Genomic DNA, 18052 nt, shown 5'->3' with positions numbered 1-18052 from the left:
CGCCCGCGCCCCAGATCATGTACTCTGCGCACCTCCCTGATCGGCGACGGACCCTGCCCGCATGCCCCCTGCAAATCCGCCCAAAGTCGGCCTGCTGGTCACCTGTCTGGTGGATTTGTTCCGCCCGTCGGTGGGGTTCGCGGCGGTGACCCTACTGGAACGCGCCGGGTGTCGGGTCACCGTGCCATCGCAAAGCTGCTGCGGACAGCCGGCCTGGAACAATGGCGACCGGACCACGGCAGAGGCGCTGGCAAGGACCATGATCCAGGCGTTCGAGGGTTGTGATTATGTAGTCGCACCGTCGGGGTCCTGTTCGGGCATGCTGCGCAAGCATTACCCGGAACTGTTCCGCGATGATCCCGCCTGGGCCGCGCGGGCCGCGGCACTGGCCGGCCGCACCTGGGAACTGACCCGGTTCCTGACCGACATCATGGGTATGGACACGGCCATACCGGGCTTTGCCGGTACTGTCACCTATCATGACAGTTGTTCGGGCCTGCGGGAAATGGGGGTGAAGGAACAGCCCCGCCGCCTGCTGGCCAGCCTGCCCGGCGTTGACCTGACGGAGATGCAGGGAGCGGATGTCTGCTGCGGCTTTGGCGGCACCTTCTGTGTGAAATACCCTGACATCTCCACCCATATGGTGACGGAGAAGGTGGAGGCCATTGTCGCCACGGGGGCCGATACACTGCTGGCCGGTGATCTTGGCTGTCTGATGAACATGGCGGGCCGCCTGTCGCGCCTGGGCCACGATATCGACGTGCGACATGTGGCAGAGGTGCTGGCCGGCGATCCGGAGACGGCCCCCATTGGCCGGGCGGAGGGGTGATGCAGCCGCATTCCGCCGATTTTCCCGCCCGCGCCGCCGACGCCCTGAAAGACCCGGACCTGCGCCGGGCACTGACCAAGTTCAAGACGGGCTTTCCCGTCAACCGCGCCCGCGCCGTCGCCAACCTGCCGGAGTTCGAGGCCCTGCGCGACGCCGCCAAGGCCGTGAAGGACCATACGCTTTCCCATCTGGACCATTATCTGGAAGCGTTTGAGGCGCGGGTGCGCGACAGTGGCGGTCATGTGCATTGGGCGCGCGACGCGGCGGAGGCGCGATCCATCATCCTGCGACTGGCGACGGAACGCGATGCGCGCCTGATCGCCAAGGGCAAGTCGATGGTGTCGGAGGAGATCGGCCTGAATGCCGCGCTGGAGGCAGCGGGGATCAAGGCGGTCGAAACCGATCTTGGCGAGTACATCCTTCAGATCCGGGGGGAGGTACCCAGCCACATCGTGGCCCCGGCCCTGCATCTGTCCAAGGAACAGGTGGCTGCCGATTTCCGACGCACCCATACCCATCTGCCTCCGGACCGCCCCTTGGATCAACCGACCGACCTTCTGGCCGAGGCGCGGGGGGAATTGCGTGATGTGTTCCTGAATGCCGATATCGGCATCACGGGCGCCAATTTCCTGGTGGCCGAAACGGGCAGCACCATCATCGTCACCAATGAGGGCAATGGCGACCTGACACAGACACTTTCACGCTGTCACATCGTCCTGACGGGGATCGAGAAGGTGGTCCCCACCCTCGCCGATGCCACCTTGATGCTGCGTCTGCTGGCGCGCTCTGCCACGGGGCAGGAGATCACGGCCTATACCACCTTCTCCACCGGCCCCCGCCGGGCCGACGACCCGGACGGGCCGCGTGAGTTCCATGTTGTGCTGCTGGATAATGGCCGCTCCGCCCTGCTGGGTACGGAGATGCAGGAGGTGCTGCGCTGCATCCGCTGCGGGGCCTGCATGAACCATTGCCCCGTCTATCACGCGGTCGGCGGCCATGCCTATGGCTGGGTCTATCCGGGACCCATCGGTGCGGCCCTGGACCCCGCCCTGATCGGGGTGAAGGAGGCGCGGCATCTGCCCAACGCCAGCACCTTCTGCGGCAAATGCGAAAGCGTTTGCCCTGTAAAAATCCCCCTGCCCAAGATCATGCATCGCTGGCGGGAGGTGGAGTTTGAAAGGCGCCTGTCGCCCCCTTCCGTGCGTCAGGGCTTGTGGGCCTGGGCCCTGTTCGCCAAACGGCCACGCCTTTACCGCCTTGTCACATCCATTGCCATGCGCGTGATGGGTTTGATGGGCAAGGAAGGGTCGTTCAAGGCACTGCCGCTCGCCGGCGGCTGGACCGGCACCCGCGATTTCCCCGCACCGCAGGGCCGCACCTTCCAGTCGCTGTACAAGGACCGCCGCCATGGATAGCCGCAGCGCCATCCTGGGCCGTATCCGTGCCGCGGCACAGGCGGGCGGACGCGATGAAGGCCGCGCCGCCGCCGATGTGGCCGCGCGTCTGGCAACCCCGCCCGCCCATCCCACGCCGGGCCGGGTAAAGGGTCTGACGGCGCTGGGCCTGATCGAACTGTTCACGAAAATGGCGACGGCGGTGGGGGCGGGCGTGGAACGGGTGGCTGATCCGGCCCGCGTGCCGCACGCCGTCGCCGACTATCTGTCAGGCCTGGGGCACGGCTTTCAGGTGCGGATCGCGCCTGATCCCTGGCTGCGCGCCATCCCCTGGGACCGGCGGCCCAGCCTGTCGGTCGCCTTTGGCCGTGCGCAGGCCGGGGATCAGGTCGGCGTCACCACGGCCCTGGCCGGCGTTGCGGAAACCGGCACGCTGGTGATACCCAGCGGGTCCGATCAGGCGACCAGCCTTCTTTTCCTGCCACGCATCCATATCGTGATCCTGCCCCTTCACCATATTGTCGGCACCTATGAGGAAGCCTGGCACGGCCTTGCCATCCGGCAGCAGGCGCGGGGCCTGGGCATGCCGCGCACTGTCAACATGGTGACAGGGCCGTCGCGCACGGCGGACATCGAACAGACATCCTTGCCGCATGCGCACGGGCCGGGCCGGGTGCAGATCATCCTGGTGGGCGAACCGGACCCCGCCACGGCATGAAAGACCATCGCCGCCCCAAGACGCCCACGGATGCCGAACTGGACCTCTGGCATACCGTGGTCCGCGATGCCACGCCCATCGCGAGCAAGCGTAAATCCGCCCCGCCGAAGAAACCGGCGGCCAAGGTGGCGGCGGAGCCCGTGGCGACCCGTCTGGCGGCGGCAAAGCCCGCCATTCCCCTGCCCGCCGCCCCCGTTGCCGCTCCCGCCGAACGGCTGGCCGAGCTGCTGCGCAATGTCCCGCTGAAGGAAAAGGGCAAGGTCAGTGTGCAACTGGCCCCTTCCCTTTTGGGCCGGATACCGGGGGTGGACAAGCGGACGGATGAAAAGGTGCGCAAGGGCCGGATGGGCATCGATGGCCGCATCGACCTGCATGGCATGACGCAGAGCGAGGCGCATCACGCCCTGTCCGGGTTCATTCGCCGGTCACATGCCGCCGGCCGGCGTATGGTTCTGGTCATCACCGGCAAGGGCCAGATGCCGCGCGGCGAGGGCGTGCTGCGCCTGTCCGTTCCCCGCTGGCTGCGCGAAGCGGATGTGGGCCCGCTGATCCTGTCCGTTCATCAGGCCCAGCCACAGCATGGCGGCGGCGGCGCCTACTACGTCCTGCTGCGCCGCCGTCGGGAGGGGTAACCCCTCACCGCACCACGATATTCTGCGCCGACTGCACCAGTTCCGCTGCCGTCACATTCTTGGGCGGCTTTAGCAGGCCGGCGGCACAGCCCGGTCGGGCATCCAGTTGCGCGATCCAGCGTGACAGGTGCGGCAGGTCATCGATGGCCACACCCGACCAGTCATGCGTCCTGGCCCAGCACCAGTTGGCGATATCGGCGATGGAGAAATCGCCGGCCAGGAATTCATGATCCTTCAGCCGCCCGTCCAGAACGGTCAGCAGCCGTTTCGCCTCCTTCTGGTACCGGTCGATGGCGGCGGGGATCTTTTCCGGGAAATAGCGGTGGAAGACATTGGCCTGCCCCATCATCGGCCCCACCCCGCCCATCTGAAACATCAGCCATTGCAACACGTTGCTGCGGCCCTTAGCGTCGGTCGGCATCAGGCGGCCCGTCTTCTCCGCCAGCCAGATCATGATGGCGCCCGATTCGAAGACGACATGATCCTCCGCCCGGTCAACGATGACGGGGATGCGGCCATTGGGGTTCATGGCCAGGAACCAGGGCTCTTTCTGCTCATTCTTCGACAGCGACACGACATGGACATTATAGGGCAGGCCCAGTTCTTCCAGCGTGCAGGAGACCTTGTGCCCGTTGGGCGTGGCGGCGGTGTAAAGCTCGATCATGACCATTCCTTCCGGTGTCTTTGCCCCATCATGCGACGGTAAGGCCCGCCGGGGAAGCATCCCGGCAGCGGCCTCCGCCGATCGGACAGGTTTACAGATAGGCCGGGTTGCAAGACCTTGATGGGGATCACGTCCATGGATGCGCCTGCATGCCCCACCACCGCCTCCTGCCGCTGTTGCTTCTGCCGCTGCTGGCCCTGCCGGTCACGGCACAGGAGGTACTGCCCGAGATTGTGGTGCAGGCACCGGGGGAGGCTGCGTCCCAGGCTTTTGTAGGGGATGTGCTGGACGAAACCCATGGCAAGCAACTGGCCCGCTGGCATCAGCCGCTTTGCGTCACCCTGCGCGGTTTCACGCCGGATCAGGAAGGTCGGTTCACAAAGCGGTTGCAGGGTGCCGCCTCCATCGCCGGCCTGCCACCGGCCAAGGCCGGGTGCAAACCAAACGCCATCGTCCTGCTGACCGATGCACCGGATCGACTGATCGACCGCATGCTGGTGCAGCATCCCGGCATCTTCGCGCCCGCCAAACCGTCGGAGGTGCGGCGGAAGCTGGCGGATGGCGATGTGGCGCGGGTCTGGTCCGTGGCGCTGACCATGGGCGCCGACGGCAGCACACCGGATGCGGCCATGAAGGGCGGTGCCGTCATCACCTCTGTCAAGATCGCGCCCGGCAATGCCTCGCGGCTGGCCAGCGCCACCCGCGCCGATCTGTTCCGCTCCATGGTCATCCTGGACGTAAAAGGTCTGGTCGGCCTGCCGCTGGACGCCGTGGCCGACCATGTCGCCATGCGGCTGCTAGGGCAGTTGGGAGAGGCAAAGGGCGGTCGTCTGCCCAGCATCCTGTCGCTGTTTCAGACAAAGGCCGGCGCGCGGCCCCTGGCCCTGACCGAGTGGGACCGCGCCCTGCTGCGCGAACTGTACACCGCCCCGGCGGCGACCACCGCCGATCGGCAACGCCGCCAGATCGCGCGTCGGTTGGGTGAGACAGCAGGGACGGCGCCCTGATCACTGCAACGTCATCAGCGCATCGACATGCCGCATGCTGCCGGGGCTGATCAGATCCAGTTTGGCGACGCGCACCGAATGCAGCTTGCCGTCCAGGTTGCGCGACCAGAAATCCAGGAATTTACGCAGGACCGGGAAACGTGGCGCCAAGTCCAGTTCCTGCCAGACATAGGTCTGCAGCAGGCCGGGATGGTCGGGCATGTGATAGAGGATTTCAGCCGTGGTCAGGCGGTAATCCTGCAATTGCCGCGACAGGGTGGACCGGGAAATGATCATGTGACCTCCTTCCGCCAATCCGGGACGGTCACGCCGCCCCACATGAAAAGACTGCCAAATTTTTTCAGATTTGTGAATATATTTGTTTATTATCAGTACTTTAGCAGCATGTCGCGGGGAGTGCTGCCAATCCGCCCGCCCTTGCCGCCTTACAGGCCTGCTGATAACCTGTCGGCATGTTTGCGGATATTTCTGCACGTATCGGTAGGGTGGCGGGACCGCTGCGTCATGGGGCGCTGCGGCTGCTGGATCTTGTCCTGCCGCCACGCTGCCTGTCCTGCGGGGTGGAGGTGGGGGCCGTCGGGGCGCTGTGCCCCGATTGCTGGCGCGGTATCCGCTTCATCTCCGCCCCGCACTGCGCCCGTTGCGGCCTGCCCTTCGATTATGATCCGCTGGGAACGCCCGATCTGATCTGCGGTGCCTGTGTGGCCCACCCGCCCCTGTTCGACCGCTGCCGCTCCGTCTTCGCCTATGATGATGCCAGCCGGTCGCTGGTGCTGGGCTTCAAACATGGCGACCGGACCGATTGCGCTCCGGCCTTCGCACAGTGGCTGGCGCGGGCAGGTGCCGGTCTGCTGACGGAGGCTGACGGGATCATTGCGCCGGTGCCGTTGCACCGCTGGCGGCTGTTGAAACGGCGGTACAACCAATCGGCCCTGCTGGCACTCAAGCTGGGGCGGATGACGGGGCGGGTAGCCATGCCCGACCTTATGATCCGCCGCCGCGCCACACCCAGCCAGGGCGGGCTGTCCGCCAAGGGTCGTGCCCGTAATGTGGAGGGGGCCTTCATGGTCAATCCCCGGTGCCGGGAGGCGGTGAAGGGTGCGCGCGTGCTGCTGGTCGATGACGTGTTCACGACGGGGGCGACGGTGGGTGAATGCGCCAAGGTCCTGCGACGCGCCGGGGCACGCGCCGTCGATGTCGTGACCCTGGCGCGCGTGGTGCGGCCCGTCACCTTAGGCGATGCGGGGATTATGACCACCAGTCAAAATTCTTGACTGGTGGTACGGCGGCGACTGCTGCGCAAGCCAAGCCGACGGATGTCGGCGCCCGGCGCCTGAGGGGGCATGGACGCCCCGGCATGGGGGGATTGCGGCAGCCTGCCCTTTGCCAGGAGGCTTTGCCGCGTCATATTATGGTCAGCAAACCATCACATACGCAGGAACAGATTGTCATGTCCGCGCCCAAGGTCGAGATCTATACCAGCCCCTGGTGTGGCTACTGCACCCGCGCCAAGCGGCTGCTGGACAGCAAGGGTGTGGCCTATGAAGAGATCGACATCATGGCCGAACCCGCCCGCCGGCCGGAAATGATCGACCGGGCCGGTGGCCGCACCAGCGTGCCGCAGGTCTTCATTGATGGACAGCATATCGGCGGCTGCGACGACACCCACGCCCTGGACAAGGCCGGCAAGTTGAACCCGCTGCTGGGCATCGGGGCCTGACAGATGAGCGACAGCCCCGCACCCACCACAGTCCGCGTCGCGCTGGTGCAGGTCACCGCCGGGCCGGAGATCATGCCCAACCTGGAACAGGCGGGCATCTTCGTGCGCCAGGCCGCAGCGAAAGGGGCAAAGCTGATCTGCCTGCCGGAGAATGTGTCCCTGATGGTGCAGGGGCGCGAGAATATCCTGGCCCGCGTCAAGCCGGAGGAGAGCCATCCCGGCGTCCCCTTCTTCCGCGATCTGGCACGGGAAACCGGCACCTGGATCATGACCGGCACGCTGGGCTGTCTGCTGCCCGACGGGCGCGTCGCCAACCGCGCCTTCGTGATCAGCCCGCAGGGTGAGATCACGGCGCGGTACGACAAGATCCACATGTTCGACGTGGATCTGGCCGGCGGCGAATCATACCGCGAAAGCGCCACCTACCGTCCTGGGGAGCGGGCGGTGGTGGCCGGCACGCCCTGGGGCGGGTTGGGCCTCTCCATCTGCTATGATGTGCGCTTCTCATATCTTTACCGCGCCCTGGCCAAGGCGGGCGCGTCGATCATCACCGTGCCCGCCGCCTTTACCGTGCCTACGGGACGGGCGCACTGGCATGTGCTGCTGCGGGCGCGGGCCATTGAGACGGGATGCTTCATCCTCGCCCCGGCCCAGACCGGCATCCATGATGGCGGGCGCGGCACCTATGGCCATTCCGTCATCATCAGCCCCTGGGGCGAGGTGCTGGCCGATGCTGGTGAGGCGCGGGGCGTGATCACCGCCGATCTGGACCTGTCCAAGGTGGCAGAGGCAAGGCGCATGGTGCCCAGCCTCCGCCATGACAGGGTGTTTGAGGGGCTTTAAGCGGAGAGTAACTCCGGCTCCGCTTAAGGCCACAATCTCCAGCTCCGCCTAAACAACAATCTCCGGCTCCGCCTCTACGGGGAAGTTCACCGACCTGGCGATGAAGCACATTTCATGTGCCTTGTGGTGCAGGTGCCGGGCCTTTTCCACATCCGATCCCGGCGTCAGCGTCACGCGCGGGCGCAACAGGACGCGCGTGAACTGCCCGGCCCCGCTGCCTTCCTCCACCATCCAGCCTTCGGCCCGATCCTCATAATCGGTGACGACCACGCCGGCACCGGCACACAGGCCCAGGTACCAGAGCTTGTGACAGGCCGACAGCGAGGCGACCAGCAGGTCTTCCGGGTTCCAGCGGGCGGGATCGCCGCGGAAGGACGGGTCGGACGAACCGGCGATGGCAGGCTTTCCACCCGCACTGATCAGATGGTCACGGGAATAGGCGCGGTAGGCGCTGGTGCCCGTCCCCTGGTTGCCGGTCCAGGTGACGGTGACGGCATAATGATGTTCCTTGCCGGACATGATCGCTGAAATCCTTTCCGATGCGGATCAAACGCCGGCATCCTATGGCGGATCAGGGCCAGCAGCCGGGCCAATATCGCCGGTCAGCACGGTGCCAAACGGGCTTGTTCTATGGCTCTTTGGTGAACTGATGGCCGCGTGTGGCTACTTCTGTCCGCATGTCCGGGAACGGCTTGTTGCGGGCCAGGATGTCGGCGTAAAGTTTGTCCGCCAGCAGCGACTCGTAAGCCGCCTCGAACAGGCGGCGTTCCAGGCTTCCCGCGAAGGTCCTGGAAAACCCCATGTAGGAGCGCTGCACCGACAAAGGCTGCCCCACCGGCAGGAAGCGTACGCCCGGATGTTCATCGAGATAGCGGGCCACGGCACGGGCATGGGCCGCTACCGCATCCAGCCGCCCGGCCGTGATAAGGTTCAGCCCGATATCGACGGTACGCACAATTTCCACCGTCACACCCGTCCGGCTTGCCAGATCGCCGCCAACCGCCCAGCCCAGGGGCACGCCGACATGCGACAGGCCATCCGCCCCCGGCATCGGCCCATGGTCAAGTACAGCGCGGAACAGCCACATCTGATCGACATAGAAATGCTCGCGGCTGAACTCCATCCAGGCTTCCCGCTCCGGCGTGCGGAACGGGCCGATCAGGATGTCGGCCTGCCGCATCTCCACCTCCTTCTGGGCGCGGGGCCAGGGGAACTGCTGAAAGGTGCAGGTCAGGCGGGCGCGGTCACAGGCGGCACGCGCCAGTTCAGCCCCGATTCCCCGCTCACAACTGGCACCATCCGACACGAAGGGCAGCGGGCCACAGACCAGGGTGACCGTTGTAGCACGGGAGGCCGGGTTGTCCGCCGCCCTGGCCCCGGCGTCAGGGGCCGGAAGCAGAAGCGGCAACGCCACAAGGGCGGCCTGAAGATGCCGCCAGCGGCGGCCACGATGACCCGTCACGACACCTGCCTGAGGCAATGGCCCGTTGGGCGTGTGCTTAAGCCTATGTCCCTTCAACCCCTGCGGTCAATGATGCCGAAGCGACGCGCCCGGCACAGCCCCCGGCGGGGCGCAAGCCCGGCCTTCCGCAGCGGCGCTTGAGTGTCGCGGGCTTTGGCCCTAGACATCGGGCACTTGGCCCCAGGGGACCCGACCGCGATGACCCAGCAACCGCAACGCCTGACCATCCGCCGCCCGGACGACTGGCACCTGCATCTGCGAACCGGCGCCATGCTGCGCGCGGTACTGCCGCATTCGGCGGCGCAACTGGGCCGGGCCATCGTGATGCCCAATCTGGTGCCCCCCGTGATTACGGCGGCCCAGGCCGAAACCTACCGCGCGGAAATCCTGGGCGCCCTGCCCACCGGCAGCCGGTTCCAGCCGCTGATGACCGCCTATCTGACCGACGGCACCGACCCGGACGATCTGGAAGCGGGCAAGAAGGCTGGCATCTTTACCGCGGTGAAGATGTACCCGGCTCACGCCACCACCAATTCCGCCCATGGCGTCACCGATCTGGACAAGGTGGCCCCGGCGCTGGACCGCATGGCCACGGTCGGTCTGCCCCTGCTGGTGCATGGTGAGGTGACGGATCAGAAGGTCGATATCTTCGACCGAGAGGCCGTGTTCATCGATACCGTCCTGCCCAAGATTCGCGACCGCCATCCCGACCTGAAGATCGTGCTGGAACATATCACGACGGCAGAGGGCGTGGACGTGGTTCGCAAATATGGCCCGACCGGCAAGCTGGCGGCCACGATCACGGCGCATCACCTGATGATCAACCGTTCCAGCATCTTTGCCGGCGGCATCCGCCCGCATCTCTACTGTCTGCCCATCGCCAAGCGCGAGACGCACCGTCTGGCCCTTCGTGAGGCAGCAACCTCGGGCGAGCCCTGGTTCTTCTTCGGCACCGACAGCGCGCCGCACCCGATCGGCGCCAAGGAAAGTGCCTGCGGCTGCGCCGGCATCTATACCGCCGCAACCGCTGTGGAACTTTACACCCAGGTCTTCGATGAGGAAGGCAAGCTGGACCAGCTGGAAGCCTTCACCAGCCTGAACGGCCCCGCCTATTACTGCCTGCCCCCCAATGACGACACCATCACTCTGGAAAAGAGTGGCCTAACCGTTCCCGATATACTGGATATCGACGGCAAGGCCGCCGTGCTGCCCTTCCGCTCTGGTGAGCGGCTGGACTGGCGGTTGGTTTAATTTGCCCCTCCCATTTTTCCGCAGGAACACGCCATGATCGACGCCGCAACCGCCGCCACCCAAACGGCCCGCATCCTGATTGAGACCAAGTCGGTCCTGTTCAATGCGGAAAAGCCCTTCATCTTCACCTCCGGTCGCGCCAGCCCCGTCTATATCGACTGCCGCAAGCTGATCAGCTTCCCGCGCGCCCGCCGCTTCCTGATCAATGCGGCCAAGGATCAGCTGTGCCGCGAAGCCGGGTTCGAGGCGTTTGACGCCGTGGCAGGTGGCGAGACGGCGGGCATCCCCTATGCGGCCTTCGTGTCGGACGCCCTGGACCTGCCCATGCTCTATGTCCGCAAGAAGCCCAAGGGTTTCGGTCGCAATGCCCAGATCGAGGGTCAGTTGCTGGAAGGCCAGCGCGTGCTGCTGGTGGAGGATCTGGCCAGCGAGGGCGGATCGAAGATCAATTTCGTCAATGCGCTGCGTAATGCCGGCGCCATTGTCGAGCATATCTGGGTCGTCTTCCATTACGGCATCTTCCCGCAGTCGGAAACGACCATGGCCGAGATGGGCGTGAAGCTGCACGCCCTGGCCACTTGGTGGGACGTTCTGCGTGTCGCGCGAGAGGGCAATTACTTCGACAGTCACACGCTGAGCGAGGTCGAGAAGTTCCTGCACGCGCCGGAAGCCTGGTCGGCCAGCAATGGTGGGAACGAAGCCAAGGCCTGATCTTTAAACAAGGGGTGCCACAAGGCGCCCCTTGTTCAATCCCGGGCCAGGGCTGCCAGCGTAAAATTCGCGCACAGCACGCCCAGCATGCGCCCGTCCGCCGGGTCGATTAACAGGATGCTGGCCGCCACAACATAATCATCCGCCGATTCGTCATAGGCCGCCTCCTCCACATGCACCATGCCGGGGTCGGAGGTGGTGGGAACGATATATTTAGCCTCGTCCGACTGATCATAATCACTGGGAATCCGTGTCGCCGCCACCAGCAGGCCCCGGTCGTCGGTCAGGATCAGATCGGCCAGCACGGCCTGCCGTGGCACACGCGCCAGGGCCAGATGGCGCGACATCTCCCCATGCATGACCGTGTCCAGCAGCGGCCCGGTTCCCCGCTTGGCCTGCAAACGCCAGGTGACATCACGCTGAATGATGGCATCCATGGTGTAGGCGTCATTCTCCCGCGCGGCCTGCCGCAGGCCGGTCAACACCACCTGATCGGTCAAAATCTCCGCCGCGACGGTCCGCAGCACAGTGCCGATCAGGGGGCTGTCCTCTGCCCGCGCTGCAATCGGCAATGTCTGGGCAGTCCCCGCCACGGGTATGGTGGGGGCGATCATGGAAAGCAGCAAAAATCCGATCCGGCAGAACCGCATCTGATACCTGGGCATTCATGGTGGCACGGCCCCAGGAGGGCCACACGTTAACCTATATTAACAAATCACTACCGACTGCACCAGCCGGACAAGCCCCCCTTACGCATAGAGCAAAAACGCAAAACCCCCGTCCGGAAGGACGGGGGTCTGCGGAAAATATCAGGACTGGTCTGATTACGCTGGCGTCCTTTATGCGCTGCGCACCTGGGCCAGGAAGCGGTCGACGGTATTGCCCAGCTCGCCAGATTGGCGAGCCATGTTGCGGGCAGCCGACAACATGTCGGTGGCAGACGAACCGGTCTGATGGGCCACCTGCTCCAGGCTTTCGATATTGCGGGTCACTTCCATCGTGCCCATCGAAGCCTGCTGCACATTGCGGGCGATTTCCTTGGTGGCGGCGTCCTGCTCTTCAACGGCACCGGCGACCATTTCGGAGATGTCATTAATCTCCGCGATGGTACGGCTGATGACGACGATGGCGTCGACGGCCTCCTTGGTGGCGTCCTGCATGGTGGTGATCTGGCTGGCAATCTCTTCCGTGGCCTTGGCCGTCTGATTGGCCAGCGACTTCACTTCCGATGCCACGACGGCGAAGCCCTTGCCGGCTTCACCGGCGCGTGCCGCCTCAATCGTCGCGTTCAGGGCCAGCAGGTTGGTCTGGCTAGCGATGTCGCTGATCAGCTTCACCACGTCACCGATCGACTGGGCACGCTGGGCCAGCGACTGCACGGTACCGTTAGTCTTTTCGGCGGTCTTGGCGGCATCGCGGGCGATGCGGGCCGAGGTATTGACCTGATTGGAAATCTCAGCCAGCGAGCCGGCCAGTTCCTCGGTGGCGCTGGCAACCGACTGCACATTGGCGCTGGCCTGCTGCGTGGCGGCGGCCACCGCACTGGTCTGCGCACGGCTTTCCTCGGCAGAGGCCGACAGGCCTTCGGCGGTGGACTGCACCTGGCTGGAGGCACCGGACAGCTCTGCCACGACGCCCTTCACCGAATTCTCAAAGTCGGACGCCAGCTTCTCCATGGACGCCTTCTTCTCGACGGCGGCCTGACGCTCGGCCTCTTCCTGGCGACGGCGCAGGTTTTCCACCTCAAGCGCGTTGTCCTTGAAGACCTGCACCGACTGCGCCATGGCGCCGATCTCGTCGCCGCGGCCCAGACCGGACACGGCCACCGTCAGGTCGCCACCCGCCAGCTTGGACATGGCGGACTGCATGTCCTTCAGCGGGGCGCCCACGATCTTGTGCAGCAGGAAGACCAGCAGACCGATCAGAACCGCCAGCACGATAGCGGCGATCAGCAGATTGCCCATGACTGCGGCGGAGATGGAGGACTGTACATTGGCGCGACTCCAGGCCACGGTCAGCGTGCCGACCTGATCGCGGTTGGCACCGGCGCGTACCGGTGCCTGGGCAATCAGGAAATCACCCAGATCCTGCACCTTCACTTCACCGACGGTCTTGTCGATCTTCGCCTTGGCGAAATCGAAGCCCGTCATGCCGGCCGGCAGCGGCTTGTCCTTGGTGGGATACTCGTTCAGCACTTCGCCATCGGCATCGACCACCTTCACGGCCGCCAGGCTGGTGCCTTTGGCAGAGGCGAGGTCAGCGTAGCTGTCGGCGACGGCGTCGGAATTCTTGAAGCGGACGGCAGCGGCCATCTGGGCCGCCATCATCTCCGTGACCTGGCTCTCGGAGCGCTTGGACAGGTCCAGCATCGCATCGTTCATCGACGACGCGCTGAGCCCGATCACAGCACCCAGGCCGATAATAACCGGCACAGCGATGGAGAAGGTGATCTTCCGGCTGATGGACCAGTTACCAAAAAGGGCGCCCACCCCCCCGGCGGAGCCGGCGGCCGGCGCAGACTTGCCGGTCGGTCGCATGGTCCGATTGATAGTGCTCATCTCGCTGAACCTCTCCTGTCCTTTTCCGCACGCGTATCCTGATTACTGCACAGGCACACAAATCCCGCACAAGCGAAAACATCCCGATTAGAACGACCGTGCCATCAATTATGATGACAGGTCGCCGATCCCCACCAAGAAGGACCTGGAAACCATTACACGCGATGGAATGAGTAGTTAATTATCGACATTTTTATTAAAACCCATCCCATGTTCGGTCCCGCGGGAATGCCCCTTGCCGACCCGACATACTTTCGCATAGGTATAACCGAGCTTGTAACGAAAATGTAGGCGTATCTACTGTACCAGCGGTGGATTCGCAGGATGCGCGGAGGTCGCAAACAACTGGTTAATAAATTGCCGGTAAACTCGGCAATCAGAAGCCCTAGGGAGGGGCGCCGGAGGGACGGAACGTCCCCCGCCTAATCGAAAGTGTGTCAACGATAAGTGGCGATGAAAAAGGGGCTTTCACGATGAAGAAAATGGTTGCGGCCATGCTGGCGGTGGCAGCGTTCGGGTTTGTCGGCGCGGCTCATGCCGAATGCACGTTGAAGGATGCACCCAACCTGCCCGATGGTGCATCGGCGGCAGAGGCGGACATGGTGGCGGCGCAGCAGGCCGTTAAGGCCTATGTGGCTGAAACGCAAGAATATCTCGCCTGCCTGGAATTCGAGGGCAAGGGCCGCGCCGGTGGCGACTGGACCAAGAAGTATAATGATGCTTCGACCCGAATGGAGAAGTTGGCGGCAGAGTTCAATAAGCAGTTGCGCGCCTTCAAGTCCAAGTAATCAACAGCCTATTCCCAGGCTGCCCCTATCCCCGTCCTGTCAGCGATCGGCTGCCGGGACGGGGTTGGACGCACCACCCGGCGGGGGGCCCAACGGCTCCACCGTAACCTTCGGCACGGGGGGCGGCTTGACGATGGGTGGCATCTCCACCTGACCATTCAGATCGCGGGCGCGCCCCACCTTCATGCCGTTCTTGGAACGAAACTCCGCCGGCGGCGTGGTGAGGGACCGCGATACGAGATTGGCCAGTGCCGATTCGTCCCAGTCGGGAACCGCCGGCCCCAGGCGCAGCACAACCAGATCACGCCCCTTCGACACGTAAAGCCGCGACCCGTCCGCGCCGGACAGGAAGATCGTATCCCCGTCGGAGAACGGCTTCTTGGCACCATTGCCGTTCACCGGCTCAAACGGCCAGCCCAGGCGCACGCGCCAGCCATCATGCCGGGCATGGGAGATGGGCCGTTCCATCTGGTCCAGCCAGGGGGTGGGCACCAGTTGCGTGCCCCCCACCATACCGCCCTCCAGCAGCAGCAGGCCGGGCCGCAGCCAGTCGCGAGCCGTCGCCTTCACGCAGCATTGCAGATAGGCGGCCCCATCGCCGCCACCGGCGGTCAGGCTGCCCGGTCGCGCGCCCATGGGCTGCCACAGCTTGTTGGACAGAAGGTCGGCTGCCGGCACGCCCGCCGCACGCGACAGGACCAGGCCCAGCACCTGGGCTTCGAACAGGTTGGGGGCGAAGCGGCTGCCCGGCTCGCTGTCCAGCTTGGCCGAAAGGGTCCAGGCGATGGCATTGCCATCCGGGGCGGTCGCCGGCAGCGTCAGACCCGACGTGCCTTCCAGAAGCTGGCGCACCGTGATGCGGCCCCGGTCATCGCCGGCCCATTCGGGGACCCAGGTGGCAATGCCCGTGTCCAGGCCCGGCAGCACCCCGTCGCGCAGCGCCTGTCCGGTGAGCAGCGCCATGATGGCCGGCATCAGACCCGATGCCTCCAGCATGTCGCCGGCCTGAACATCGGGGGCATAAAGTTCCAGCTGCAGGGCGCCCGCGTGCCAGACCAGCAGGGCCCGGCTCTTGGTTGCCGTGAACAGGGCGTTGATTTCCTTCAACCCCTTGTCCGACAGCACGCCGGCATCGGGATCGGCCATGGGCAGGACGGTGCCGGGACCGGACGCCAAGGACCGTTCCACCACCACCGGTCCTGCCACCTTTTCGGGGATCAGGATACCGGCCGGATCGCGCCGTTCCGCCCGGTCGCCGCCCAGCCACCACACCGCCCCCAGGGCGGTTCCCAGCAACAGGGCGGATGCGATCAGGACCTGACGGCGCATGGTACTTCTTCCCTATTCAAGCGTCCGTCCGCTTACTGGACGTGACGGTAGAGGGGATAGTCCCGCGCCTGCACCACTTCCCATACGCCATCGGGCTGACGGCACAGGAAACCGGTCGCATGCTGGTACATCTCCTCCAGGATAACGACGGAATGGAACTCGCGGCAGGGACGGTTCTGCCCGTCATAGCCGTCGCGCAGCACCTTCACGGCACCGCGCTTGCCGGTGATCGGGTTGGCCCAGCCCACCGGAACATCGATGGACTTGCCCCCCAGTTCCCGCAGCGCGCCCTGGAAGCCGGCAATGTCGCTGTCCTCCATGACGATGGTGCGCGGCTTGGGCGGCGGCGGGGGCGGTGCCTCCGCAACCGGCGCCGGTGCCGGCGGCGGCTTCGTCTGGCATCCGGCAACCACCAGCATCAGACAGATCAAACACAGGCTGCGCTTGTTCATCATTTCCCCAAAACCGCATGGACCCGTTAGGTTGGCTTCTCTACTGCCAAACCGCCGGGGGCCAAGGCAAGGGCGAACCCCTCACCCCGTCGATTTGCCCCCCCAATCTTGGCGGTAGCGTGGCACGGCTTGGATGGACCAGTGACAAGTTCGTGCCCGCCGGCCAAATGACGGGGATGCCCTGCACCCCCGTTTCATTAACTCCCCTCAAGCGCCGGGCGCCGCCATCCGGCGGCTTGGGCTTGACGCGCCATGGGGCGCGGGCCGGCAGTCGCCGGCCAAATGACGGGGATGCCCTGCACCCCCGTCATTTGCTTTCCGCGCGCGGATCGCCCATAACCGGGCCAACCCTTTTCATCTTTTCGGCAAAGCATCGTCCCATGGGATTCAACTGCGGTATCGTCGGTCTGCCCAATGTCGGCAAGTCCACCCTGTTCAACGCGCTGACCAGCACGGCAGCGGCCGAGGCCGCGAACTACCCGTTCTGCACGATCGAGCCGAATGTGGGCCGCGTCGGCGTGCCTGATCCGCGCCTGGACAAGCTGGCCGAGATTGCCAAGTCGCAGAAGATCATCGCCACGCAGCTTGAGTTCGTGGACATCGCCGGTCTGGTGCGCGGCGCGTCGAAGGGCGAGGGTCTGGGCAACCAGTTCCTGGCCAACATCCGCGAAGTGGACGCCATCGTCCATGTCCTGCGCTGCTTCGAAGATGGCGACATCACCCATGTCGAAGGCTCCATCGAGCCGGTCCGCGATGCGGAGACGGTGGAGACGGAGCTGATGCTGGCCGATATGGACAGCCTGGAGAAGCGCCTGCCGCCGCTGCAAAAGAAAGCCAAGGCCGGCGATAAGGACGCCAAGGCCCTGTCCGATCTGATGGAGCGCGTGCTGGCAGCATTGCGCGATGGCAAGCCCGCGCGCACGGTGGATGTTTCCAACGAGGAGCGCGACGCGTTCAAGCAGATGGCGCTGCTGACCGGCAAGCCCGTCCTCTATGTCTGCAATGTCGAGGAAGCATCGGCCGGCACCGGCAACGCCCTGTCTGCCAAGGTTGCCGAGATGGCCGCCCGCCAGGGTGCCGCCAGCGTCGTCATCTCAGCCGCCATCGAGGCGGAGCTGTCACAGCTGCCGGATGAGGACAAGCTGGAATACCTGTCCTCGCTGGGTCTGGAAGAGCCGGGCCTGAACCGTCTGATCCGCGCCGGCTACAGCCTGCTGGGCCTGCTGACTTTCTTCACCGTCGGCCCCAAGGAAGCCCGCGCCTGGACCGTCCGCAAGGGTGCCAAGGCACCGGAAGCCGCCGGCGTCATCCATACCGATTTCGAGCGCGGCTTCATTAAGGCCGAGACCATCGACTTCACCAGCTACACCACGCTGGGCGGTGAGGTCGGGTGCAAGGAAGCCGGCAAGATGCGCATGGAAGGCAAGGAATACCTGGTCCAGGACGGCGACATCTTCCATTTCCGCTTCAACGTGTAAGCGCCCGGTTCACCTCCGGCCTTGGATCAAGCCCCGCCCTCACCGGCGGGGCTTTTTCTTTGCCAAACGGAAACGATTGAAACAATGGACACTGGGTCTCCCTTTGCGCGAGTCGCGCCGGATTGACCGTTGCAACCACCAGGAAGCCAGACCGGTGGCCAGAGCCGACCAAAGCCCATGCCCGGACATATTGATATTTTCCAAGGGGGTAATACG

General features: G+C 64.9%; 20 protein-coding genes. 12 read left to right on the top strand and 8 right to left on the bottom strand.

Annotated elements, in window-relative coordinates; all coding sequences use genetic code 11:
- The first annotated feature begins 61 nt into the window (after positions 1 to 61).
- The 4 genes from ACT6Q8_RS00545 to ACT6Q8_RS00530 are packed head-to-tail and all read left to right on the top strand — an operon-like array spanning position 62 to position 3573.
- Positions 62 to 829 carry a (Fe-S)-binding protein gene (locus ACT6Q8_RS00545; protein WP_444733806.1) on the top strand — a complete coding sequence of 256 codons (768 nt, stop codon included), beginning with the start codon at positions 62 to 64 and terminating at the stop codon, positions 827 to 829.
- Positions 829 to 2244 (top strand): LutB/LldF family L-lactate oxidation iron-sulfur protein, encoded by a 1416-nt coding sequence (locus ACT6Q8_RS00540; RefSeq protein ID WP_444733807.1) that lies wholly within the window; start codon positions 829 to 831, stop codon positions 2242 to 2244. Before ACT6Q8_RS00545 ends, ACT6Q8_RS00540 begins: the two co-directional genes overlap by 1 nt.
- Positions 2237 to 2941 (top strand): LutC/YkgG family protein, encoded by a 705-nt coding sequence (locus ACT6Q8_RS00535; RefSeq protein ID WP_444733808.1) that lies wholly within the window; start codon positions 2237 to 2239, stop codon positions 2939 to 2941. Before ACT6Q8_RS00540 ends, ACT6Q8_RS00535 begins: the two co-directional genes overlap by 8 nt.
- Positions 2938 to 3573 carry a Smr/MutS family protein gene (locus ACT6Q8_RS00530; protein ID WP_444733809.1) on the top strand — a complete coding sequence of 212 codons (636 nt, stop codon included), beginning with the start codon at positions 2938 to 2940 and terminating at the stop codon, positions 3571 to 3573. Before ACT6Q8_RS00535 ends, ACT6Q8_RS00530 begins: the two co-directional genes overlap by 4 nt.
- Positions 3574 to 3577: 4 nt before the next feature.
- Here the strand turns inward: ACT6Q8_RS00530 and ACT6Q8_RS00525 are convergent, their stop codons facing one another.
- Complete coding sequence (locus tag ACT6Q8_RS00525) at positions 3578 to 4237, bottom strand: glutathione S-transferase family protein (RefSeq protein ID WP_444733810.1); 660 nt, start codon at positions 4235 to 4237, stop codon at positions 3578 to 3580.
- 149 nt (positions 4238 to 4386) lie between these two features.
- Here ACT6Q8_RS00525 and ACT6Q8_RS00520 point away from each other — a divergent pair, with 149 nt between their 5' ends.
- The gene (locus ACT6Q8_RS00520) at positions 4387 to 5244 is read left to right on the top strand and encodes a hypothetical protein (RefSeq protein ID WP_444733811.1); all 858 of its coding nucleotides are present in this window, start codon (positions 4387 to 4389) and stop codon (positions 5242 to 5244) included.
- On the opposite strand, the gene ACT6Q8_RS00515 is transcribed toward ACT6Q8_RS00520, so the two are convergent.
- On the bottom strand, positions 5245 to 5520 hold the full coding sequence (locus ACT6Q8_RS00515) for an usg protein (protein ID WP_444733812.1): 276 nt from the start codon (positions 5518 to 5520) through the stop codon (positions 5245 to 5247).
- Positions 5521 to 5696: 176 nt separating this feature from the next.
- Here ACT6Q8_RS00515 and ACT6Q8_RS00510 point away from each other — a divergent pair, with 176 nt between their 5' ends.
- The 3 genes from ACT6Q8_RS00510 (at position 5697) to ACT6Q8_RS00500 (ending at position 7807) form a co-directional block, all read left to right on the top strand.
- Positions 5697 to 6518: a double zinc ribbon domain-containing protein gene (locus ACT6Q8_RS00510; RefSeq protein WP_444733813.1), complete on the top strand. Its 822-nt coding sequence runs from the start codon at positions 5697 to 5699 to the stop codon at positions 6516 to 6518.
- A 176-nt stretch (positions 6519 to 6694) separates the two neighbouring features.
- Positions 6695 to 6964 (top strand): glutaredoxin 3, encoded by a 270-nt coding sequence (grxC, locus tag ACT6Q8_RS00505; protein ID WP_054165988.1) that lies wholly within the window; start codon positions 6695 to 6697, stop codon positions 6962 to 6964.
- A 3-nt stretch (positions 6965 to 6967) separates the two neighbouring features.
- Positions 6968 to 7807 (top strand): carbon-nitrogen hydrolase family protein, encoded by an 840-nt coding sequence (locus ACT6Q8_RS00500; protein WP_444733814.1) that lies wholly within the window; start codon positions 6968 to 6970, stop codon positions 7805 to 7807.
- A 48-nt stretch (positions 7808 to 7855) separates the two neighbouring features.
- On the opposite strand, the gene ACT6Q8_RS00495 is transcribed toward ACT6Q8_RS00500, so the two are convergent.
- Entirely contained in the window at positions 7856 to 8326 is a 471-nt protein-coding gene (locus tag ACT6Q8_RS00495) for an OsmC family protein (protein WP_444733815.1), read from the bottom strand.
- Between the two features lie 109 nt (positions 8327 to 8435).
- A complete protein-coding gene (locus tag ACT6Q8_RS00490) occupies positions 8436 to 9269 on the bottom strand; it encodes a substrate-binding periplasmic protein (protein WP_444733816.1) in 834 nt (277 codons plus the stop codon).
- Between the two features lie 198 nt (positions 9270 to 9467).
- On the opposite strand from ACT6Q8_RS00490, the gene pyrC reads away from it, so the two are divergent.
- Together pyrC and ACT6Q8_RS00480 are read left to right on the top strand one after the other, a co-directional pair.
- Positions 9468 to 10520 (top strand): dihydroorotase, encoded by a 1053-nt coding sequence (gene pyrC, locus ACT6Q8_RS00485; protein WP_444733817.1) that lies wholly within the window; start codon positions 9468 to 9470, stop codon positions 10518 to 10520.
- A gap of 33 nt (positions 10521 to 10553) precedes the next feature.
- Positions 10554 to 11231: an orotate phosphoribosyltransferase gene (locus ACT6Q8_RS00480; protein WP_444733818.1), complete on the top strand. Its 678-nt coding sequence runs from the start codon at positions 10554 to 10556 to the stop codon at positions 11229 to 11231.
- 35 nt (positions 11232 to 11266) lie between these two features.
- Here the strand turns inward: ACT6Q8_RS00480 and ACT6Q8_RS00475 are convergent, their stop codons facing one another.
- Both ACT6Q8_RS00475 and ACT6Q8_RS00470 read right to left on the bottom strand, forming a co-directional pair.
- Positions 11267 to 11857, bottom strand: coding sequence for a hypothetical protein (locus ACT6Q8_RS00475; RefSeq protein WP_444733819.1), 591 nt, complete (start codon positions 11855 to 11857; stop codon positions 11267 to 11269).
- Positions 11858 to 12070: 213 nt separating this feature from the next.
- On the bottom strand, positions 12071 to 13789 hold the full coding sequence (locus tag ACT6Q8_RS00470; protein WP_054165721.1) for a methyl-accepting chemotaxis protein: 1719 nt from the start codon (positions 13787 to 13789) through the stop codon (positions 12071 to 12073).
- A gap of 473 nt (positions 13790 to 14262) precedes the next feature.
- Between ACT6Q8_RS00470 and ACT6Q8_RS00465 the strand changes: the two genes are divergently transcribed.
- Complete coding sequence (locus ACT6Q8_RS00465) at positions 14263 to 14577, top strand: hypothetical protein (RefSeq protein WP_054165720.1); 315 nt, start codon at positions 14263 to 14265, stop codon at positions 14575 to 14577.
- Between the two features lie 39 nt (positions 14578 to 14616).
- On the opposite strand, the gene ACT6Q8_RS00460 is transcribed toward ACT6Q8_RS00465, so the two are convergent.
- Together ACT6Q8_RS00460 and ACT6Q8_RS00455 are read right to left on the bottom strand one after the other, a co-directional pair.
- A complete protein-coding gene (locus ACT6Q8_RS00460) occupies positions 14617 to 15906 on the bottom strand; it encodes a serine hydrolase domain-containing protein (protein ID WP_444733820.1) in 1290 nt (429 codons plus the stop codon).
- A gap of 32 nt (positions 15907 to 15938) precedes the next feature.
- Positions 15939 to 16361 (bottom strand): RT0821/Lpp0805 family surface protein, encoded by a 423-nt coding sequence (locus tag ACT6Q8_RS00455; RefSeq protein ID WP_054165718.1) that lies wholly within the window; start codon positions 16359 to 16361, stop codon positions 15939 to 15941.
- Between the two features lie 377 nt (positions 16362 to 16738).
- On the opposite strand from ACT6Q8_RS00455, the gene ychF reads away from it, so the two are divergent.
- Positions 16739 to 17836 carry a redox-regulated ATPase YchF gene (gene ychF / locus ACT6Q8_RS00450; RefSeq protein WP_054166716.1) on the top strand — a complete coding sequence of 366 codons (1098 nt, stop codon included), beginning with the start codon at positions 16739 to 16741 and terminating at the stop codon, positions 17834 to 17836.
- Positions 17837 to 18052 lie beyond the last annotated feature (216 nt).

The organism is Niveispirillum sp. (genome assembly GCF_052437035.1).
GTDB lineage: Bacteria > Pseudomonadota > Alphaproteobacteria > Azospirillales > Azospirillaceae > Niveispirillum.
The sequence above is the reverse complement of the archived record's forward strand: the minus strand, read 5'-3'. Positions and strand labels throughout refer to the sequence as shown.